We start from the raw sequence: 17,934 nt of genomic DNA on the forward strand, positions 1-17,934 counted from the left end.
ACCGGGCCCGACCGTCGGGTATGGCGACGGGCCGGGCGATCCTCGCACCGTGCGGCCCGACCCTCCCTGAGTATCCGGGCTCACTACCGCGACCACCTCACGCTGCTGGTCGGGCGATGGGTCAGTTGCGTTCAACAGCTCACTCGCAGCAACCACGCCTCGAGCGCCGTGAGGTCCGTCCGAGTCAGGCCGACACGATGATCGACACGGAGCAGATAGGACGGCTCAGTTCGGTTTTCCTCTATCCACGATCGGTCCGCATCCGAGATCTCGTCGTCGATCCAGACCAGGGCTCGGCCCTTGCTCCAGGACAGCAGGGCCTCTGTCTTCCAATGCCCCCCCGGCGGGACCCACGCGACATCCCCATCGGGCCACACCACGACTGGCAGAGGCGCTAGCCCGAGGAGGGGTCCCAGGACCTCGTTGGCTTCCTCCTCCCATGTCGTCGCCCACACCAGCTCCCCGGGTAGGTCGCTCAGTTGGCGGCCCCACGAGGGGTCGACCCGTTCCAGGAGTGGATTGTCAAAACCACTGCCGAAGGTCGGATAACCAGAGGCCCCGAACGGGATCAGAGGGCCATCGACGTCGAGGAAGATGACCGGCTGATCTGCTGAGGTCGGCATCGGCTGAGAGTAGACGTTGGGACATGCGACTCTCGGCTACTCGTTTCGTTGACCTGAGGACCGGGCGTTGTGCCGAGCGCCCGTGTCTAGTCGTTCCGGTCGGTTCAGCCCAGGTCGATGCGAGCAGGGTCCACCTGCTCGACCAACCAGGCGACCCCGTCGTTTCCGATGAACCACGCTGGCTCGCGCAGCTCCGCAGCCAGCAAGAGGCCAGTCTCAGCAATCCATGAGGCGGAACCGCACGTCATCATCATGGCGCTGCCGACCCTTGACGGAATGGAGCCTGATGGGCTGGAAGGCTTCAAGTCCGTCAGCCAGTCGTCGCCCTCCACCGACCAGTCGAAGGGCTCCACAGTCGTCAGCGGATGACGGGAATGAGCTGACCCGTTGTCATCAATCTCGAAACGAGGGTGAGCCGCAAGCGCACGAAGAACATCCCTGGGCATGACCGCTGACTCGCTGACAAGGACGACGTACCGCACCACGAGGTGTGACCCTACGACGACGAGCAGCGCGCGGGACCGGTCAGCGTGCAACGACGGGCGGCAGCCGCGACACGGTCAGCGCGGCATGGTCGGGCGGAGCCGTTGGGCGTGGCAACCTGGCCACATGGGGTACCCGGCAGCGGTCGACCCTGAACGGGTGGGCGAGTACCCGACGAGCGCCAAAGCGGGTGGCGGCTACGTCTGGGACGAGGTCCTGGAGTACCGCGTGTGGTGCTACCCCCATCTCGGGGCAGAAGACTTCGGAGACGGCGTCTACTTCTATGCGTTCGCGACCTACGAGGAGGCAGAGGCTGCGTCTGCCAGCGTCGTTGGAGTCGGCGCACTGCTCGCTCTGGTGCTCCAACGCGAGTACATCGACGAGTCCGAGGCAGGCACGTACAGCCACGTCCGCCAAGAGCGCGTGACGGAATGGCCTGTCGAGTTGCTGTCCAGACCTCGCCGCGACGAGCGCACGATCCCAGACTTCCTCTCACCTGATGCGCCGGAGAACCGCCTGGCCATCCTGCGCGGCGAATTTCCGCGACCGACGAGGTAGGAGCACTCGACCTTCGGCACGTGCGCTCAGCTCGCGGCATGGTCGGGGTCGGGCGATGGAATGCGGGCATCACCGCGCCCCGTCACCGACGTACCTAGCTCGAGCGCGAGCTCGGTCAGCGGCGAGCGCCTCCTCGGAGCGTGCTCTGATCGCAGCAGACCCGGCGGTTCGTCACGCTGGGATGGTTGAGGTATGACGGATTCAGTCAAGCCGCTCCGAGTGACCTACGACCCCGACGCGAACGCCGCCTACATCTACCTAGTTCCAGACAATCAGTCAGGCGACGTGGTTCGCACGGTTCCGGTCGACGGGGGCGACCACCCGTGGATGGTCAACCTTGATGTCGGCAGCGATGGGCGCCTTGTCGGTATAGAAGTACTCGACGCGCGCAGCCTATTGCCGGAGGCCCTCGTGGAGTAGGTGGTCGGTGATCCCCGACTCTCGGCAGCTGCGGGCGGATCGCCTTCACCCGGTCGGCCAGATGTGACCTTCCTGGGCCTGAGCAGGAGGGCCTCGTCGTCCGACCGTCAGGTGCGCGTGGGGTCGTGGCCGGGTTGGTGGACGCGGGTGTGGTGGTAGGGGCAGTAGAGCGTGGTGGTCCTCAGGTCGGTGGTGCCGCCCTGGGCCCAGGGGATGGTGTGGTGGGCGTGGCACAGGTAGCCGGGGACGTCGCAGCCACTGTGGTGTTGGCAGTGGCGTTGCTCGACGATCGCGGCGAGGCGTTGGGCGGGGGTGTGGAACCTGTGCTTCCTACCCAGGGCGAGGACTTCGCCGGATGCGTTCATCCAGGCGGGGATGATCCCGGCGCCGCAGGCCAGGCGGAGGTATTCGGTGGGGCTGATCTTGGTGCCGGTCTCCAGCTGGGCAGCCTTGAGCTTGCCTTGGAGGAGGTCGTAGTCGCCGATGGCGATCACGGTGGCGGACAGGCCGCCGATCTTGGGTAGCTGGGTGGGGTCGTAGGTCTCGATCCATTCGGTGAACGCCTGGCCGAGGCGTTCGGCTGAGGGCTTCTGCCAGTCGTAGGACCCGGCCCCGTGCTCGGCGCGGATGTGTTTGGGGGCGGCGAGGGCGTGGAGCTGTTTGCGGAACGCGTCAGCGGTGGCGGTGGGGATGGAGAACCGGCCGTGGGTCAGTCCGTCACCGTCGTCGCCCATGGTGAGTCGGGTGCGTCTGCGGGCGCGTTCTTCCTGGGCTTCCAACGCTTTGGCCTCGCGTTCGTCGGCGCCCTCGGGGTCCAGGCGTTCCCAGATCGCGTGGCCCATCGCCGCCAGGGTGTCGGCGTCGTGACCGCCGGTGGCTTCGCCGAGGAGGAAGGCCTCAGCGCGGGCCTGGTCGTGGGCCGAGACCTTCTCGTCGTCCAACACCGCGACATGGTTGGCGATGGCCTGGGCCTGCTCGGCGTGGATGTCGCCGCGGGCCGTCGCGGCCCTGGTGGGTTCGAGGTCGCCCAGGCCTGCGGCGAGCTTGGCCTTTGCTCGAGCAGACCGTCGGGTCACCCCGGTGGTGCGTTGGACCCACCGGGCGAGGTTGCGGCACCCGGCGGTGCCGGGGAGGTCGAGGGTCTCGGCCTGTCTGATCGACCTGGCTTCGAGCTCGGCGACACCGGCGGCGACCCGGGCACCCAGACCCACCACACGGGTGGTGGTCTCTGCGTCCATCGACCAGGTCGGGACGTCCGCCAGACCCTTGAGGTCGTCGAGGAACCGGCACAGCACTGCCTCGATCGGGTGTCCCGATCCGGGGGTGTCGGTGTGCTGGGCCATGGGACTATTCCAGCACCGGCCACCGACAGTCCTGGACGACTTTCCGGCTCAACCACGGGGGTTGTGGACAACCCCTATCCACTCGCGCCCTGTGGACGGTTCGTGGTTGTTTCCACAGACCCTGGGGTCGGGTTGGGAGGGTCGGTGGCGGTGGCTTCGAGGCTCGTCGCTGGGGCTCCTCGCACCTCAGCCGGCGTCGGGGCGGCCTGGTCGACGTACCCGGTCGGGTCGTCGCTGGGCTCCTCGCACCTCAGCCGGGGTGGGGGTGGCCTGGTCGGCGTACCGGGTCGGGTCGTCGCTGGGGCTCCTCGCACCTCAGCCGACGTGGGCTCAGACCGGACGGGTGCGATCGGCGGAGTACAGGAACGACTCGCCGCCGTCGCGGGCCAGCGCGCGGCCGACCAGGATCACCGCGGCCTGGCGCAGGCCGGCTGCCTCGACCTGGTCGGCGATGTCGGCCACGGTGCCGTGCAGGACGACCTGGTCGGGCTGGCTGGCGCGGTAGACCACGACGACGGGGCAGTCGGCGCCGTAGTGCGGGCCCACCTCGGCCATCACCTCGCGGATGCGGGTGATGGCGAGGTGCACGGCCAGGGTCGCGCGGGTGGCCGCGAACGCGGCGAGCGACTCGGTCTCGGGCATCGCGGTCGACCGGGCCTGGACGCGGGTCAGCACGACCGACTGCGCCACCAGGGGGACGGTGAGCTCGCGGCCGACGATCGCCGCCGCGGCGGCGTACGACGCCACGCCGGGGGTCACGTCCCACGGCACGCCGGCCAGGTCGAGCCGGCGGGTCTGCTCTGCGACAGCGCTGTAGACCGACGGGTCACCCGAGGTCAGCCGGACGACGTCGAGGCCCTCGCCGTGCGCCGCCACCATCGTGGCCACCATCGTGTCGAGGTCGAGGCCCTGGGTGTCGACGAGACGGGCGTCGGGTCGGCAGTGCGAGAGGACCTCGGCGTCGAGGTAGGTGCCGGGGTAGAGCACGACGTCGGCCGCGGCCAGCAGCGCCGCGGCGCGCAGGGTGAGCAGGTCGGCGGCCCCGGGCCCCGCCCCGACGACGTGGACGGTCACCGGTCGTCCTGCTTGGTCCACGCCCACTGCGTCACGGCCCGGGCCGGCGTCCAGCCGGTGAACGACCCGATCGGCGCCGCGGTCTCGACCGCCACGCGGACCAGCTCGCCGCCGTGCTCGGCGTACGCCGCCGCGAGGACCTGCTCGGTCTCCAGCGTCACGCCGTGGACGACGAGACGGCCGCCGGGGGCCAGGTGCTCGCGGCACGCGTCGAGGAGCCCGGGGGCGGTCGCTCCACCACCGACGAAGATCGCGTGCGGGCGCGGCAGGCCGGGTACGACGTCGAGCGCGTCGCCCACCACGACCTCGAGCCCCGGGACCCCGAGCCGGGCCGCGTTGCGCCCGATGCGCTCGGCCCGGGCGGGGTCGCGCTCGACGGCGTGGGCCCGGCAGGTGGGGTGGGCGCGCAGCCACTCGATGCCGACCGACCCGGCACCGGCGCCGAGGTCCCACAGCAGCTGGCCCGGCTGGGGGGCCAGGCGAGCCAGGGCCGAGGCGCGCAGGTCGCGCTTGGTGAGCTGGCCGTCGTGCTCGTAGGCGTCGTCGGGCAGCCCGGCGACCCACGAGCCGACCACCGGACCGACGCACTCGACCGCGACGACGTGGAGCGCGGGCGAGGCGGCCGACCAGTCGGCGGCAGGGCCCTCGACCCGCGACTCGTGCGCGGCGCCCAGGTCGCCGAGCACGGTCAGCCGGCTAGCGCCGTAGCCCGCGTCGGTGAGGAGCGTGGCGAGGTCGGCGGGGGTGCCGGCGCCGCTGGTCAGCACCAGGATCCGACGCCCGGGAGCGAGCTCGCGGACCACCAGCTCCAGGCGCCGGCCGACCGTGGTCACCACGGCCGTCTCCTCGGCCGACCAGCGCATCCGGGCGCGGGCGAGCGCTACCGACGACACCGCCGGCAGTACCTCGAGCCGGTCGCCGACGAGCGGGCGCAGCGCGGTGGCGATGCCCGACAGCAGCGGGTCACCGGAGGCCAGCACGACGACGTCGCGGTCGGCGTGGTCGGCCAGGAGGTCGTAGGACAGCGGGCTCGGCCAGACCTGTCGCTGCTGTGCGTCGTCGCCGGGCAGGAGGGCCACCTGGCGCGTCGAGCCGATCACGACGTCGGCGCCCGCGACGCGCACCCGGGCGACCTCGCCGAGGCCGGCCCAGCCGTCGGCGCCGAGGCCGACGACGCTGACGCGGGAGGGCAGGGAGGCGGGCACGAGGCGTGACGCTATCGTGACCGCACAGCCCCGAGGTGCCCCGTCCTGGGGAGAATCTGGGAAGCCGGTGAGAGTCCGGCACAGGCCCGCTGCGGTGACCCGGACGTGCACGACACGACGATCCGGGAAGTCCGAAGACCGGCCTCGAGGCTTCCTTTCCATGGCGAGCGAGCGGGAGCCTCCGATGCCACAGCACTACCCCTTCTCCGCCGTCGTCGACGCCGGTGACATGTCCCTGGCCCTGGTGCTGACGACCATCTCGCCCGAGATCGGCGGCGTCCTGGTGCGCGGCGAGAAGGGCACCGCGAAGTCGACGATCGTGCGCGCCCTGGCCGCGGTCCTCCCGCCGATCGACGTGGTGGCGGGCGACCGGTTCTCCGCGGCGCCGGGCTCGTCGTCGCCGGACTCCGGCGGGGCGCCGTACGCCGCCGACGCCGCCGTCGAGACCCGCCCGGTCCGCCTCGTCGAGCTGCCCGTCGGGGCCACCGAGGACCGCGTGCTCGGCTCGCTGCACCTCGAGCGCGCCCTCTCCGAGGGCAAGGCCGAGTACGAGCCGGGCCTGCTCGCCAAGGCCCACCGTGGCCTCCTCTACGTCGACGAGGTCAACCTGCTGCACGACCACCTCGTCGACCTGCTGCTCGACGCGGCCGCGATGGGGCGCTCGACCGTCGAGCGCGACGGCGTCTCGGTCTCCCACGACGCACGGTTCGTCCTGGTCGGCACCATGAACCCCGAGGAGGGCGAGCTGCGCCCGCAGCTGCTCGACCGGTTCGGGCTCACCGTCGAGGTCAGGGCACCGCGCGACCCGGCGCTGCGCGTCGAGGTCGTCCGGCGCCGGATGGCCTTCGACGCCGACCCCGTCACCTTCGCGGCGTCGTACGACGAGGGCGAGCGCGTCGTCACCGCGCGCATCCTCGCCGCACAGGCCCGGGTCGGGTCGGTCGCGCTGGGCGACGACATGCTGCTGCGGATCGCCGAGCTGTGCGCGGCCTTCGACGTCGACGGCATGCGCGCCGACATCGTCACCGCCCGCACCGCCGTCGCGCACGCCGCCTGGCACGACCGCGACGCGGTCACGCTCGAGGACGTGCGCGTCGCCGCCCGTCTCTCGCTGCCCCACCGACGCCGGCGCAACCCGTTCGACGCCCCCGGTCTCGACGAGGACCTGCTCGACGAGGTCCTCGGCGACGACGAGCCGGAGCCGGAGCCGCCGGGGCCCGGTGGTGATGGTGGCGGTGATAGCGGCGACGGTGATGGTGATGGTGGTGGGCCTGACGACGGCGGTGAGGGTGGTCTCGAGACAGGCGCTAGCGCGCCTTCCTCGACCGACGTGGGGGCGCCTTCCTCGACCGACGTGGAGACGCCTTCCTCGACCGACGCGGGGGCGCCCTCCTCCGAGGGGTCACCGTCCGAGACCAACGCAACCGCCGGGACGCCCTACCGCGCCCGGCTCTTCACCGTGCACGGCACCGGGGCCGGCGAGGCAGGTCGACGCAGCCGGGCGATCACGTCGTCGGGTCGGCGGGTCGGCGCGACCTCAGCGACCGGCGGCGGCCAGGGGCCGATCCACCTGCTCGAGACGCTGCGTGCGGCGGCGCCCCACCAGGCGGTCCGCGGCCGCACCACCGGGCCGCTCCGATTCCACGGCAGCGACCTGCGCGTCGCGACCCGGGAGGGCCAGGAGGCCAACCTGGTGCTGTTCTGCGTCGACGCGTCGGGGTCGATGGCCGCGCGCAAGCGCATGGAGCAGGTCAAGACCGCCATCCTCAGCCTGCTGCTCGACGCCTACCGGCGCCGCGACAAGGTCGGCCTGGTGACGTTCCGTGGGGCTGCCGCCGAGCTGGCCCTGCCTCCGACGCGGTCGGTCGACGTCGCCGCGCGTCGTCTCGACGGCCTGCCCGCCGGCGGCCGTACCCCGCTGGCCGAGGGCCTCCTCGAGGCACACCGCGTCCTCGCGCTCGAGCGGGTGCGCGACCCACGCCGCCGCCCGCTGCTCGTCGTGGTCACCGACGGTCGCGCGACCAGCGGGGCCGACGCGGTCGCCCGGTCCCAGCGCGCCGCGGGGCTCCTGGCCGCCGAGGGGGTCGCCTCGCTCGTCATCGACTGCGAGGCCGGCGCGATGCGGCTCGGGCTGGCCGCGGTGCTCGCCGAGCACCTGCAAGCCCAGCACGTGCCCGTCGGCGAGGTCACCGCCGAGGCCCTCGCCGGTGCGGTGCGCGCCGCATGAGCGTCGCCCCCGGCCTCTACGACGTCATCGAGCGCCGTCGCGACGTCCGCGCGGAGTTCACCGGTGCCGAGGTGCCCGACGAGGTCCTCGCCCGCGTGCTCGGAGCCGCGCACGCCGCACCCAGCGTCGGACACAGCCAGCCCTGGGACTTCGTCCTCGTGCAGGACCGACGCACCCGCGCACGCTTCCACGAGCACGTCACCGCCGAGCGCGCGACGTACGCCGCCTCGCTGCCGCCCGACCGCGCCGCGACCTTCGACCGGATCCGGGTCGAGGGGGTCCTGGACGCCACCCTGGGGATCGTCGTCACCCACGACCCCGACCGGGGCGGGCCGCAGGTCCTCGGCCGGCACGCGATCGACGACGCCGGCCTCTACTCGACCTGCCTGGCGATCCAGAACCTCTGGCTCGCGGCCACCGCCGAGGACCTCGGTGTCGGCTGGGTGTCGTTCTACCGCGAGCCCTTCCTGCGCGAGCTGCTCGCCGTTCCCGAGCGCGTCCGGCCGATCGCGTGGCTCTGCGTCGGTCCGGTCTCGCACCACCACGACGTACCCGACCTCGAGCGGCACGGCTGGCGTCAGCGCCGACCGCTGGCCGACGCGGTCCACCACGAGGCCTACGGGCGGAGGCGCTGATGCCGCAGGGGAAGCCGGTCGTCGTGCCGGACGACGGACTGACCACCGCGCAGCGGCGCAACCAGCCGCTGCTGATGGTCAACACCGGCGACGGCAAGGGCAAGTCGACCGCCGCGTTCGGGCTCGCGATCCGGGCCTGGAACCAGGGCTGGGACGTCGGGGTCTTCCAGTTCGTCAAGTCCGCCAAGTGGCGCATCGGCGAGCAGACCGTGCTCGAACGGCTCGGCGAGCTGCACGCCGAGACTGGCGAGGGCGGCCCCGTCGAGTGGCACAAGATGGGCTCGGGCTGGTCGTGGTCGCGCAAAGCCGGCGAGGCCGAGGACCACGCCCGTGACGCCGCGGAGGGGTGGGCCGAGGTCAAGCGCCGGATTGCCGAGGAGCGCCACGACCTCTACGTGCTCGACGAGTTCACCTATCCGATGCAGTGGGGCTGGGTCGACGTCGACGACGTGGTCTCCACGCTCACCCACCGGCCCGGACGCCAGTACGTCGTCGTCACCGGGCGCCGCGCCCACCCCGCGCTCGTCGAGGCCGCCGACCTGGTCACCGAGATGACCAAGGTCAAGCACCAGATGGACCGCGGCCAGAAGGGCCAGAAGGGCATCGAGTGGTAGCGCTCCCCCGCCTCGTCGTCGCCGCACCCGGCACCGGCCAGGGCAAGACCACCGTCGCCACCGGCCTGATGGCGGCGCTGCGCGCCCGCGGGCTGGAGGTCAGCGGCCACAAGGTCGGGCCCGACTACATCGACCCCGGCTACCACGCGCTCGCGTGCGGGCGACCGGGACGCAACCTCGACCCGCACCTGGTCGGCGAGGACCGGGTGATCCCGCTGCTGCTGCACGGCGCCCGGACGCCCGCCCCCGCCGACGTCGCGGTCGTCGAGGGCGTGATGGGCCTGTACGACGGCCGCATCGGCACCGACGGCTTCTCCTCCACCGCCCACGTCGCGGCCCTGACCCGCTCGCCGATCGTCCTGGTCGTCGACATCTCGCGGTCCTCGCGCACCGTCGGCGCCGTGGTGCACGGGCTGGCGACCTACGACCCGACCGTGCGCGTCGCGGGCGTGATCCTCAACCAGGCCGGCTCCCCGCGGCACGCGGCCGAGGTCGCGTCGTCGGTGCGGGTCCCCGTCCTCGGCACGATCCCGCGCGACGCATCCCTCGCCACGCCCTCGCGTCACCTCGGCCTGGTCACCGCCGCCGAGCGCGACGAGAGCACTGCTCTCGTCGATGCCCTCGCCGAGCGGGTCACCGAGAGCGTCGACCTCGACGCGGTGCTGGCCGTGGCCGGGTCGGCGCCCGACCTGGACACGTCGGCGTGGGACCCGTCGAGCGCCGTCACCGCACCGTCGGGGCGACGGCCGGTCGTCGCGGTGGCCACCGGCCGGGCGTTCACGTTCCGCTACGCCGAGACCACCGAGCTCCTCGCGGCCGCCGGCTGCGAGGTCGTGCCCTTCGACCCGCTCGTCGACCACGCCCTGCCGGCCGGTACCGCCGGCCTGGTGCTGGGTGGCGGGTTCCCCGAGGAGCACGCCGCCGCCCTGTCGGCCAACACCCCGCTGCTCGCGGCGGTGCGGGATGCCGTGGCTGACGGCGTACCGACCGTGGCGGAGTGTGGCGGCCTGCTCTACCTGTGCCGCACGCTCGACCAGACCCCGATGGTCGGCGCGATCGACGCCGAGGCCCGGATGGTCGGGCTGACCCTGCGCTACCCGACCGTCACCGCACCCGCCGACGGGCTGCTGAGCCGCGCCGGGGAGCATGTCACCGGCCACGAGTTCCACCACACGACCGTCGAGCCGGTGACCGGGCTCGACCCCACGTGGGTCGTCGACGGCGAGGCGGTCGGCTTCGGCAGCGCGACGCTGCACGCGTCCTACGTCCACACGCACTGGGCCGGCCACCCCCACCTCGCCCAGCGCTTCGCCGACGCCGTCCACGCCCGTGGATGACCCGCTCCGCCACCACGGTGACGTCGAGGCGGGCAACGGCCTGGTGGACTTCGCGGTCAACGTGTTCCCCGGACCGCGACCGGCGTGGCTCGACGACGCACTGCGGGCCAGCCTTGACGACGTCGGCAGCTATCCCGCCCCCCGGGCCGCCGAGGCCGCCGTCGCGGCCCACCACGGGGTCGAGGTCGACCGGGTCCTGCTGACCGCCGGGGCGGCCGAGGCCTTCTCGCTCGTCGCGCGACGGCCGTGGCGGCGCCCGGTCGTGGTGCACCCGCAGTTCACCGAGCCGCACGCCGCCCTCGAGCAGGCCGGCCACCGGGTCACCCAGGCGCGACTCCCCCACCCCTTCACCCTCGACCCGGCACTCGTGCCCGGCGACGCCGACCTGGTCGTGCTCGGCAACCCGACCAACCCCACCGGCGTCCTCCACGCCCGTGACGCCGTCCTGGCCCTGCGGGCCCCTGGCCGACTGCTCGTCGTCGACGAGGCCTTCATGGACACCGTGCCCGGCCAGGCCGAGTCCGTGCTCGGTGAGAGCGGTGCTCTCGTCATCCGGAGCCTGACGAAGCACTGGACGATCCCCGGTGTCCGCGCGGGCTACGTCGTCGGCGACCCGGTCCTGATCGTCGAGCTGCGACGCGCGCAGGTGCCCTGGTCGGTCTCCACGACGGCCATCGCTGCGAGCACTGCTCTTGCTTCGCCCGTCGCCGACGAGGAGTCCCGCCGGCGCGCCGGGCTGATCGCGGACTGGCGGAGCCATCTCGAGCACGGGCTGACCGGCCTCCGCGTCGACCACGTGCCGAGCGCATCGAGCTTCGTGCTCGCCCGGGTCGGGGTGGGCGTCCACGAGCGGCTGCGGCGTGCCGGCATCGCCGTACGACGGGCCGACACGTTCCCCGGGCTCGACGCGACCTGGGTGCGGATCGCGGTGCGTCCCGAGCCGGTCGTGGATGTCTTGCTCACTGCCCTGCGCGATGCCCTAGGGTGAGCCTGCGGGCACGAGGAAGCCGGTGAGAATCCGGCACAGTCGCGCTACTGTGACCGCCCTTCCGAGCAGTCGGAACGGGCGGAAGTCAGACCCGAAGGTCCGTATCCACCCATTCGACAGGGACGCACTCATCCCTTCAGGAGGACCCTCATGGCCCAGACCGCTGCCACTCCCGAGATCGCCGAGATCCCGACCGTCCCGCTGACCGACCTCGGCCCGTGGGCCGTCTTCTTCGCGCTGCTCGCGGTCGTCGTGCTCTTCTTCGTCGGCGCCGACCAGAACGCCGCGACCCACGAGTGGGTCCACGACGCGCGCCACCTCCTCGGCTACCCCTGCCACTGAGGTGACCGCCCGCAACTTCCTGGTCAGGGGGCTGCTGGTCGGCCTACTGTCCGGCTTCGCTGCCTTCCTCGTCGCCCACCAGGTCGGTGAGCCCCACGTCGACACGGCCATCGCGCTCGAGGAGGCCAATGCCGCCGCGGACGCCGCTCCCGCCGACCACTCCGGCTCCTCCGAGGAGGACGCCGGTCCGGTCGTCAGCCGGGCCAACCAGAGCACCTGGGGCCTGCTGACCGGCACCCTCCCCCTCGGCACCGTGCTCGGCGGCTTCGTCGCCCTGCTGGCCGCCATGGCGGCCGGGCGCCTGGGCCGGCTCAGCCCGGTGCAGTCGACCGCCGTCGTCGCGGCCATCGGGTTCGTCAGCTACAGCCTCGTGCCGTTCCTGAAGTACCCCGCCAACCCACCCGCGGTCGGCAACCCCGACACGATCGGGACGCGCTCCAGCTCCTACTTCGCCCTGGTCCTGATCTCGGTGGTCGTCGCGGTCGCCGCGGTGCTCGCCGCCCGGGCCGCCGCACCCCGGCTCGGTGGGCTGCGCGCCTGCGTCCTGGCCCTGGTGGGCTACGTCGCCCTGGTCTCGCTCGCGGTCGTGCTGCTGCCGACGGTCGACGAGGTCGGCGACTTCCCGGGTGACACGCTGTGGGCGTTCCGCGTCTCGTCGCTGCTGACCCTGGCCGCCATGTGGTCCGTGATCGGCATCGGCCTCGCCCTCGCCGTCGACCGGCTCGCGGCGCAGGACCGGGCCGTGGCTGACCGGCGCGCGTTCGCCGCCAGCCTGTGAGGCCCCCCGCCCCCGACGTACGCCGCGCCGCGGCCGCCCGACTCGCCGGGCTGGCCACCCCGCCCGGCGCCCTGGGGCGTCTCGGCGACCTCGCGGTCTGGTGGTCGGCGACGCAGGGCGCGGTGCCGCCGCCGCCCGTCGACCACGTGCGGCTGGTGATCTTCGCCGGTGACCACGGCGTCGCCGCCCACGGCGTGAGTGCATTCCCGGCCGAGATCACCACCGCGATGGTGCGCACGTTCGTCGCCGGCCGCGCCGGGGTCTCGGCCCTCGCGGCGGCGCACGGCGTGACCGTGCGGGTGCTCGACCTGGGCGTCGACGACGACCTGATCGGGGTGCCCGACGAGGTGCGCGCCCGCAAGGTCCGCCGTGGCTCCGGCGCGATCCATCTCCAGGACGCCCTCACCCCCGACGAGACCCGTACGGCGCTCGAGGCGGGGCGCGCGGTCGCCGCCGAGGAGATCGCGGCCGGTGCACGCCTGCTGCTGACCGGCGACATGGGCATCGGCAACACCACGCCCGCCGCCGCCCTGGTGGCCGCCGGGCTCGGCGTACCGGCCGAGGACGTGGTCGGCCGCGGCACCGGCGTCGACGACGCCGGTCTGGAGCGCAAGCGGACCGTCGTCGCGGCGGCCCTCGCCCGGGCCGGTGACCGGGTGCTCGACCCGGTCGACACGCTCACCGCCCTCGGCAGCGCCGACCTGGCCGCCACCACCGGCTACCTGGTCGCGGCCGCCGAGGCCGGGGTGCCCGTGCTGCTCGACGGGCTGATGTCCGTGGCCTGCGCGCTCACCGCCGACCGCATCTCCCCCGGCGCCGCCGCCTGGTACGCCGCCGGACACCGCTCCACCGAGCCGGCCCAGTCGCTCGCGCTCGACAAGCTCGGCCTCGAGCCCCTGCTCGACCTGGGCCTGCGGCTCGGCGAGGGCAGCGGCGCGGTCGCGGCGGTCCCGCTCGTGCGCAGTGCCGCCGCGCTGCTGCGCGACGTGGCACTGCTGTCGGAGCTCATGGCTTGATCGACGGGTGGCGGCTGTCGGTCGGCACGCTGACCGCGGTGCCGGTCGGCGCGCCCCGACGTGTCGACCGGTCGACCACGCGTGCGGCGATGCTGCTGGCGCCACTCGCCGTCCTCCCACTGGGGGGCGGCGTCGGCCTGGTCATGTGGGTCGGCGGGCTGACCGACCTGCCGCCCCTCGCCGTCGCCGTGCTCGCGATCGGACTCCTGGCCACCGGCAGCCGGGCGCTGCACTGGGACGGGCTCTCCGACGTCGCCGACGGGCTGACGGCCTCCTACGACCGCGAGCGCTCGTTGGCGGTGATGAAGTCCGGCACCGCCGGGCCCGCCGGGGTCGTCGCGGTCGTGGTGGTGCTCGGCCTGCAGGCGGCGGCGCTGTCGGCGTACGTCGACGGGTGGGGCGGGGCGGTGCTGGCCGGCGGGCTCGTCTGCCTGTCGCGCTGCGCCCTGTGGCTCGTGTGCGCGGCGCCGGTGCCGGCAGCGCGACCGGACGGTCTCGGCGTGGCGTTCACCTCGACGGTGCCGACCCCGGTGGCCGTCGTCGGGGGCGTGCTCCTCGGGGTCGTGCCCGCGCTGCTCGTGGTGGCGCTGGTCAGACGGTGCACGACGCGCTTCGGCGGGGTGACCGGCGACGTGATGGGTGCGTCGATCGAGGTCGCGCTCGCCGCGCTGCTGCTGGGGCTGTCGTGGCTCTAGAGCCCTTAGAGCCTGAGCACCCGGCCGGCGACGACGAGGTGCACCTCGTCGCAGGCCGCGCCGAACCGCTGGTTGACCGAGCCGAGCAGGTCGCGGAAGAGCCGGCCCGAGCGGTGCTCGGGCACCACCCCGAGCCCGACCTCGTTGGTCACCAGCACGACGTCGCCCCGCATCGCCGCGACGGCGTGGTCGACCAGGCCGTCCACCCACGGCGCCAGCACGTCCTGGGGGTCGTCCCACCGGCCGGCCTCGTCGATGACGCCGGTCAACCAGGTGCCGAGGCAGTCGACCAGCACCGGACGGTCCGTCGCGAGGGCCGCGGCCAGGTCCCGGGTCTCGACGGTCTCCCACTCCGGCGGTCGCCGCGCACGGTGGGCCGCGATGCGCGCTGCCCAGTCGGCGTCGTCACGCTGCGGACCCGGCGCGACGTAGCGCACCAGGCCGGACACCAGGCCCGACACCAGGCCCTCGGCGTGGCGGGACTTGCCGGAGCGCACGCCCCCGGTCACCAGGACCCTCATCGATGAACCGTCCTCTCGCTCTCGTGCTGGGGTACGCCGCCGACCGGCTCCTCGGCGACCCGCGCCGCTTCCACCCCGTGGCCGGGTTCGGCCGGCTCGCCACCCGCCTCGAGCAGGCCGGCTGGGCCGATCGTCGCAGCCCTGGGGTGCGTCACGTGGTGGTGCTCGTCGGTGGTGCGGCGCTGGTGGGCCGCGCGCTCGACCGCAGCACCGTCACCACCGCGGTGGCCGCCTGGGCCGTGCTGGGGGGCCGCTCCCTCGACCGCGAGGCGGCTGCCGTCGAGGGCCTGCTGCTGGCCGACCGGCTCGACGACGCGCGCCTGCGCCTGACGCACCTGGTCGGCCGCGACACCAGCGTGCTCGACGAGGCGGGCGTCGCCCGGGCCGTCATCGAGTCGGTCGCCGAGAACACCTCCGACGCCGTCGTCGCCGCGCTCGTGTGGGGCGCGCTCGCCGGGGCCCCGGGGCTGCTGGCCTACCGCGCTGCCAACACCCTCGACGCGATGGTCGGCCACCACACCGAGCGCTACGAGCAGTTCGGCTGGGCCGCCGCCCGGCTCGACGACGTGCTCAACGTGCCGGGCGCCCGACTGGCGGCGGCCCTCGCGGTGGTGCTCGGCGGCGATCCCCGCGGCGCCCTGCGCGCCTGGCGCCGCGACGCCGGCGCACACCCCAGCCCCAACGCCGGCCCGGTCGAGGCGGCGTTCGCCGGCGCGCTCGGCGTACGGCTGGGTGGGGAGACGGTCTACGCCACGCGCACCGAGCAGCGACCGGTGCTGGGCGACGGACGGGCGCCGACGGCTCACGACATCACCCGGGCCCGGGCGCTGGCACGACGGGTCGACCTGGCTGCGCTGGTGGTGTGCGCCGGGGCCGCAGCCAGGTCAGCACGGCGTCGACGTCGCTGACGGTCTCGACCCCCGCCGGCGCCGCCGGGCGGCGTACGACGACGACCGGCACCCCCAACCGCTCGGCGGCGCGCATCTTGGGAAAGGTGTGGTCGCCGCCGGAGTCCTTGGTGACCAGCACGTCGGCGCGGTGCTCGCGCATCACCGCCAGCTCACCGTCGAGGTCGTAGGGCCCGCGGTCGAGCCGGATCGTCCACGCCGCGGGTACGTCGATCTCGGGCGGGTCGACGACGCGGGCCAGCACGGCGAGGGAGCCCAGCGCGGGCACGAAGCGGTGCAGCTCCTGGCGACCCACGGTGACGAACGGTCGGCGTCCCAGGGCCGACGCGCAGGCGGCCGCGTCGTCGTGGTCGTCGACCCAGTGCCATCGGCCCGACGGATCGGCCCAGCCGGGCCGTTGCAGCCGGAGCAGCGGTACGTCGGTGCAGGCGGCCGCGGCGTTGGCCGAGATGCCCGCCGCGAACGGGTGGGTGGCGTCGAGCACGGCGTCGAAGTCGGCGGCGGCGGCACGCAGCCCCTCCACGCCACCGAAGCCGCCACTGCGCACCTCGCCGACGGGCAGCCGCGGCCGGGCGACCCGGCCGGCGAGCGAGGTCACCACCTCGTCCCCGGCCTCGACCAGGCGGGCGGCCAGGTCCCGGGCCTCGGCGGTGCCGCCGAGCACCAGGACCCTCATCGGCCCTCCAGGGCGAGCGTCAGCAGCGCGTCGACGTCGAGGTGCTCCTCGACGAGCGCCCCGAGCAGCGCGAGCCGACGCTCGCGCGCGGCGGGGAACGACGTACGGGAGCGGATCCCCAGTGCCTGCTGGAGGAACGCGTCGCGGTGGGCGTCGTCCTCGAGACGTCCGTGCACCATCGTGGCGGTGACGTGGCCGCGCTCGTGCTCGCCGCGCACCCGCCCGTGGTGGATCTCGTAGCCAGCGGGCTCGTGGACCCGCAGCACCTTGTCGGGGCCGAACTCGGTGGTCTGGTCGAGCAGGCCCAGGCCCTCGACCGTCGTGGGCGGGCCCTCGACCCCGAGCGGGTCCGCGATGGTGCGCCCGAGCATCTGGGCGCCGCCGCAGATGCCGAGCACCGGGCGACCGTCGGCCGCGTGGCGTCGTACGGCGTCGGCGAGGCCTCGCTCGCGCAGCCACGCCAGGTCGCTGATCGTGGAGCGGGTGCCCGGCAGCACGATCAGGTCGGCGCCGGCCAGCGCCCGGGTCGTCGAGGCGAGCACCACGTCGAGGTCGGGCTCGAGGCCCAGCGCGTCGACGTCGGTGAAGTTGCTGATCCGTGGCAGCCGGACGACCGCGACCCGCCGGGTGTCGGGGGCGCCGTCACGCGACTGCCTCGCCTCGAGGTCGAGCGCGTCCTCGCTGTCGAGCCACAGGTCGGGGTTCCACGGCAGCACGCCGTGCACCGGGCGGCCGGTGCGGCGTACGAGCTCGTCGAGGCCGGGCTGCAGCAGGCCGAGGTCGCCGCGGAACTTGTTGACGACCCACCCCGCCAGCAGGGCGGCGTCGCTGTCGTCGAGCAGTGCGAGGGTGCCGACGAACGCGGCGAACACGCCCCCGCGGTCGATGTCGCCGACCACGACCGTGGGCAGGCGTGCGTGCTGGGCCAGACCCATGTTGACGTAGTCGCTGGCGCGCAGGTTGACCTCCGCCGGACTCCCCGCGCCCTCCGCGACCACGACGTCGTAGCGTGCCGCGAGGTCGTCGTACGCCGCGTGGGCGGCGGCCGCGAGGTGCCGCCGGCCGTGCACGAAGTCGGTGGCCTCGACGTGTCCCGCGGGCTGTCCGAGGAGCACGACGTGGCTGCGCCGCTCGCCGCCGGGCTTGAGCAGCACCGGGTTCATCGCGACCTCGGGGGTGGCGCGGGCCGCCACCGCCTGGATCCACTGGGCGCGCCCCATCTCGCCGGTGCTGCCGTCGGCGGCAGCGACGACCATCGAGTTGTTGGACATGTTCTGCGCCTTGTAGGGCGCGACGCGGACGCCGCGGTCGGACAGGGCCCGGCACAGGCCGGTGGTGACGATCGACTTGCCGGCGTCCGACGTGGTGCCGGCGATGAGGAGGCCGCTCATGTCGGTCCTCCGGCTGCGGTGGTCTCGAGGCTCGTCGCCAGGGCTCCTCGCACCTCGACCGGCGTGGACGTCACCACTCGGTGGTCGAGGAGGCCGCTCA

The 17,934-nt window shown here is 73.7% G+C and carries 20 protein-coding genes and 1 riboswitch; of the genes, 12 read left to right on the forward strand and 8 right to left on the reverse strand.

Going from position 1 to position 17,934, the window contains the following annotated elements:
* Positions 1–131: 131 nt before the first annotated feature.
* Positions 132–623, reverse strand: a complete 492-nt coding sequence (locus tag FJQ56_RS08670; RefSeq protein WP_140008965.1) for an HAD domain-containing protein — start codon at positions 621–623, stop codon at positions 132–134.
* A 104-nt stretch (positions 624–727) separates the two neighbouring features.
* Positions 728–1,108: a hypothetical protein gene (locus FJQ56_RS08675; RefSeq protein WP_140008967.1), complete on the reverse strand. Its 381-nt coding sequence runs from the start codon at positions 1,106–1,108 to the stop codon at positions 728–730.
* Between the two features lie 157 nt (positions 1,109–1,265).
* On the opposite strand from FJQ56_RS08675, the gene FJQ56_RS08680 reads away from it, so the two are divergent.
* Together FJQ56_RS08680 and FJQ56_RS08685 are read left to right on the forward strand one after the other, a co-directional pair.
* Positions 1,266–1,664, forward strand: a complete 399-nt coding sequence (locus FJQ56_RS08680; protein WP_211350795.1) for a hypothetical protein — start codon at positions 1,266–1,268, stop codon at positions 1,662–1,664.
* Between the two features lie 219 nt (positions 1,665–1,883).
* Positions 1,884–2,084, forward strand: a complete 201-nt coding sequence (locus FJQ56_RS08685; protein ID WP_211350796.1) for a DUF2283 domain-containing protein — start codon at positions 1,884–1,886, stop codon at positions 2,082–2,084.
* Positions 2,085–2,191: 107 nt separating this feature from the next.
* Here the strand turns inward: FJQ56_RS08685 and FJQ56_RS08690 are convergent, their stop codons facing one another.
* The 3 genes from FJQ56_RS08690 to cbiE all read right to left on the reverse strand — a co-directional run bounded on the left by FJQ56_RS08690 (position 2,192) and on the right by cbiE (position 5,706).
* Entirely contained in the window at positions 2,192–3,427 is a 1,236-nt protein-coding gene (locus FJQ56_RS08690) for an HNH endonuclease signature motif containing protein (RefSeq protein ID WP_140008973.1), read from the reverse strand.
* Between the two features lie 330 nt (positions 3,428–3,757).
* On the reverse strand, positions 3,758–4,501 hold the full coding sequence (gene cobM, locus FJQ56_RS08695; protein ID WP_211350797.1) for a precorrin-4 C(11)-methyltransferase: 744 nt from the start codon (positions 4,499–4,501) through the stop codon (positions 3,758–3,760).
* Complete coding sequence (gene cbiE / locus FJQ56_RS08700) at positions 4,498–5,706, reverse strand: precorrin-6y C5,15-methyltransferase (decarboxylating) subunit CbiE (RefSeq protein ID WP_246084044.1); 1,209 nt, start codon at positions 5,704–5,706, stop codon at positions 4,498–4,500. Before cbiE ends, cobM begins: the two co-directional genes overlap by 4 nt.
* A gap of 16 nt (positions 5,707–5,722) precedes the next feature.
* A riboswitch (cobalamin riboswitch) is annotated at positions 5,723–5,867 on the forward strand.
* A 23-nt stretch (positions 5,868–5,890) separates the two neighbouring features.
* On the opposite strand from cbiE, the gene FJQ56_RS08705 reads away from it, so the two are divergent.
* From FJQ56_RS08705 to FJQ56_RS08740, 9 genes are all read left to right on the forward strand, one after another.
* The gene (locus FJQ56_RS08705; protein ID WP_140008977.1) at positions 5,891–7,933 is read left to right on the forward strand and encodes a VWA domain-containing protein; all 2,043 of its coding nucleotides are present in this window, start codon (positions 5,891–5,893) and stop codon (positions 7,931–7,933) included.
* Positions 7,930–8,568, forward strand: coding sequence for a 5,6-dimethylbenzimidazole synthase (gene bluB / locus FJQ56_RS08710; protein ID WP_140008979.1), 639 nt, complete (start codon positions 7,930–7,932; stop codon positions 8,566–8,568). The genes FJQ56_RS08705 and bluB overlap by 4 nt, the downstream gene beginning before the upstream one ends.
* Positions 8,568–9,182, forward strand: coding sequence for a cob(I)yrinic acid a,c-diamide adenosyltransferase (cobO, locus tag FJQ56_RS08715; RefSeq protein ID WP_140008981.1), 615 nt, complete (start codon positions 8,568–8,570; stop codon positions 9,180–9,182). The genes bluB and cobO overlap by 1 nt, the downstream gene beginning before the upstream one ends.
* The gene (locus FJQ56_RS23100) at positions 9,176–10,519 is read left to right on the forward strand and encodes a cobyrinic acid a,c-diamide synthase CobB (RefSeq protein WP_246084045.1); all 1,344 of its coding nucleotides are present in this window, start codon (positions 9,176–9,178) and stop codon (positions 10,517–10,519) included. The genes cobO and FJQ56_RS23100 overlap by 7 nt, the downstream gene beginning before the upstream one ends.
* Positions 10,512–11,507: an Rv2231c family histidinol phosphate aminotransferase CobC gene (cobC, locus tag FJQ56_RS23105; protein ID WP_246084046.1), complete on the forward strand. Its 996-nt coding sequence runs from the start codon at positions 10,512–10,514 to the stop codon at positions 11,505–11,507. Before FJQ56_RS23100 ends, cobC begins: the two co-directional genes overlap by 8 nt.
* A 150-nt stretch (positions 11,508–11,657) precedes the next feature.
* Complete coding sequence (locus FJQ56_RS08725) at positions 11,658–11,849, forward strand: CbtB domain-containing protein (RefSeq protein WP_140008983.1); 192 nt, start codon at positions 11,658–11,660, stop codon at positions 11,847–11,849.
* Between the two features lies 1 nt (position 11,850).
* The gene (locus FJQ56_RS08730) at positions 11,851–12,627 is read left to right on the forward strand and encodes a CbtA family protein (protein ID WP_140008985.1); all 777 of its coding nucleotides are present in this window, start codon (positions 11,851–11,853) and stop codon (positions 12,625–12,627) included.
* On the forward strand, positions 12,624–13,643 hold the full coding sequence (gene cobT, locus FJQ56_RS08735) for a nicotinate-nucleotide--dimethylbenzimidazole phosphoribosyltransferase (protein WP_140008987.1): 1,020 nt from the start codon (positions 12,624–12,626) through the stop codon (positions 13,641–13,643). The genes FJQ56_RS08730 and cobT overlap by 4 nt, the downstream gene beginning before the upstream one ends.
* Positions 13,640–14,338 (forward strand): adenosylcobinamide-GDP ribazoletransferase, encoded by a 699-nt coding sequence (locus tag FJQ56_RS08740; protein WP_140008989.1) that lies wholly within the window; start codon positions 13,640–13,642, stop codon positions 14,336–14,338. Before cobT ends, FJQ56_RS08740 begins: the two co-directional genes overlap by 4 nt.
* A 5-nt stretch (positions 14,339–14,343) precedes the next feature.
* Here the strand turns inward: FJQ56_RS08740 and FJQ56_RS08745 are convergent, their stop codons facing one another.
* Positions 14,344–14,859 (reverse strand): bifunctional adenosylcobinamide kinase/adenosylcobinamide-phosphate guanylyltransferase, encoded by a 516-nt coding sequence (locus tag FJQ56_RS08745; protein ID WP_140008991.1) that lies wholly within the window; start codon positions 14,857–14,859, stop codon positions 14,344–14,346.
* A 2-nt stretch (positions 14,860–14,861) separates the two neighbouring features.
* Between FJQ56_RS08745 and FJQ56_RS08750 the strand changes: the two genes are divergently transcribed.
* Positions 14,862–15,767: a cobalamin biosynthesis protein gene (locus tag FJQ56_RS08750; RefSeq protein WP_140008993.1), complete on the forward strand. Its 906-nt coding sequence runs from the start codon at positions 14,862–14,864 to the stop codon at positions 15,765–15,767.
* Here the strand turns inward: FJQ56_RS08750 and FJQ56_RS08755 are convergent.
* Both FJQ56_RS08755 and FJQ56_RS08760 read right to left on the reverse strand, forming a co-directional pair.
* Positions 15,670–16,443 (reverse strand): cobalt-precorrin-6A reductase, encoded by a 774-nt coding sequence (locus FJQ56_RS08755; RefSeq protein WP_140008995.1) that lies wholly within the window; start codon positions 16,441–16,443, stop codon positions 15,670–15,672. The two genes, FJQ56_RS08750 and FJQ56_RS08755, sit on opposite strands and share 98 nt — an antisense overlap.
* Complete coding sequence (locus tag FJQ56_RS08760; RefSeq protein WP_140008997.1) at positions 16,440–17,834, reverse strand: cobyric acid synthase; 1,395 nt, start codon at positions 17,832–17,834, stop codon at positions 16,440–16,442. Before FJQ56_RS08760 ends, FJQ56_RS08755 begins: the two co-directional genes overlap by 4 nt.
* Positions 17,835–17,934: the final 100 nt, after the last annotated feature.

It is taken from the genome of Nocardioides plantarum (genome assembly GCF_006346395.1).
Taxonomy (GTDB): Bacteria; Actinomycetota; Actinomycetes; order Propionibacteriales; family Nocardioidaceae; genus Nocardioides; species Nocardioides plantarum.

Coding starts and splice junctions, on each gene's coding strand:
- FJQ56_RS08670 (WP_140008965.1), bottom strand. CDS start 623: ATGCCGACCTCAGCAGATCAGCCGGTCATCTTCCTCGACGTCGATGGC.
- FJQ56_RS08690 (WP_140008973.1), bottom strand. CDS start 3,427: ATGGCCCAGCACACCGACACCCCCGGATCGGGACACCCGATCGAGGCA.
- FJQ56_RS08760 (WP_140008997.1), bottom strand. CDS start 17,834: ATGAGCGGCCTCCTCATCGCCGGCACCACGTCGGACGCCGGCAAGTCG.
- FJQ56_RS08725 (WP_140008983.1), top strand. CDS start 11,658: ATGGCCCAGACCGCTGCCACTCCCGAGATCGCCGAGATCCCGACCGTC.
- FJQ56_RS08755 (WP_140008995.1), bottom strand. CDS start 16,443: ATGAGGGTCCTGGTGCTCGGCGGCACCGCCGAGGCCCGGGACCTGGCC.
- FJQ56_RS08745 (WP_140008991.1), bottom strand. CDS start 14,859: ATGAGGGTCCTGGTGACCGGGGGCGTGCGCTCCGGCAAGTCCCGCCAC.
- FJQ56_RS08750 (WP_140008993.1), top strand. CDS start 14,862: ATGAACCGTCCTCTCGCTCTCGTGCTGGGGTACGCCGCCGACCGGCTC.
- bluB (WP_140008979.1), top strand. CDS start 7,930: ATGAGCGTCGCCCCCGGCCTCTACGACGTCATCGAGCGCCGTCGCGAC.
- cobO (WP_140008981.1), top strand. CDS start 8,568: ATGCCGCAGGGGAAGCCGGTCGTCGTGCCGGACGACGGACTGACCACC.
- FJQ56_RS08705 (WP_140008977.1), top strand. CDS start 5,891: ATGCCACAGCACTACCCCTTCTCCGCCGTCGTCGACGCCGGTGACATG.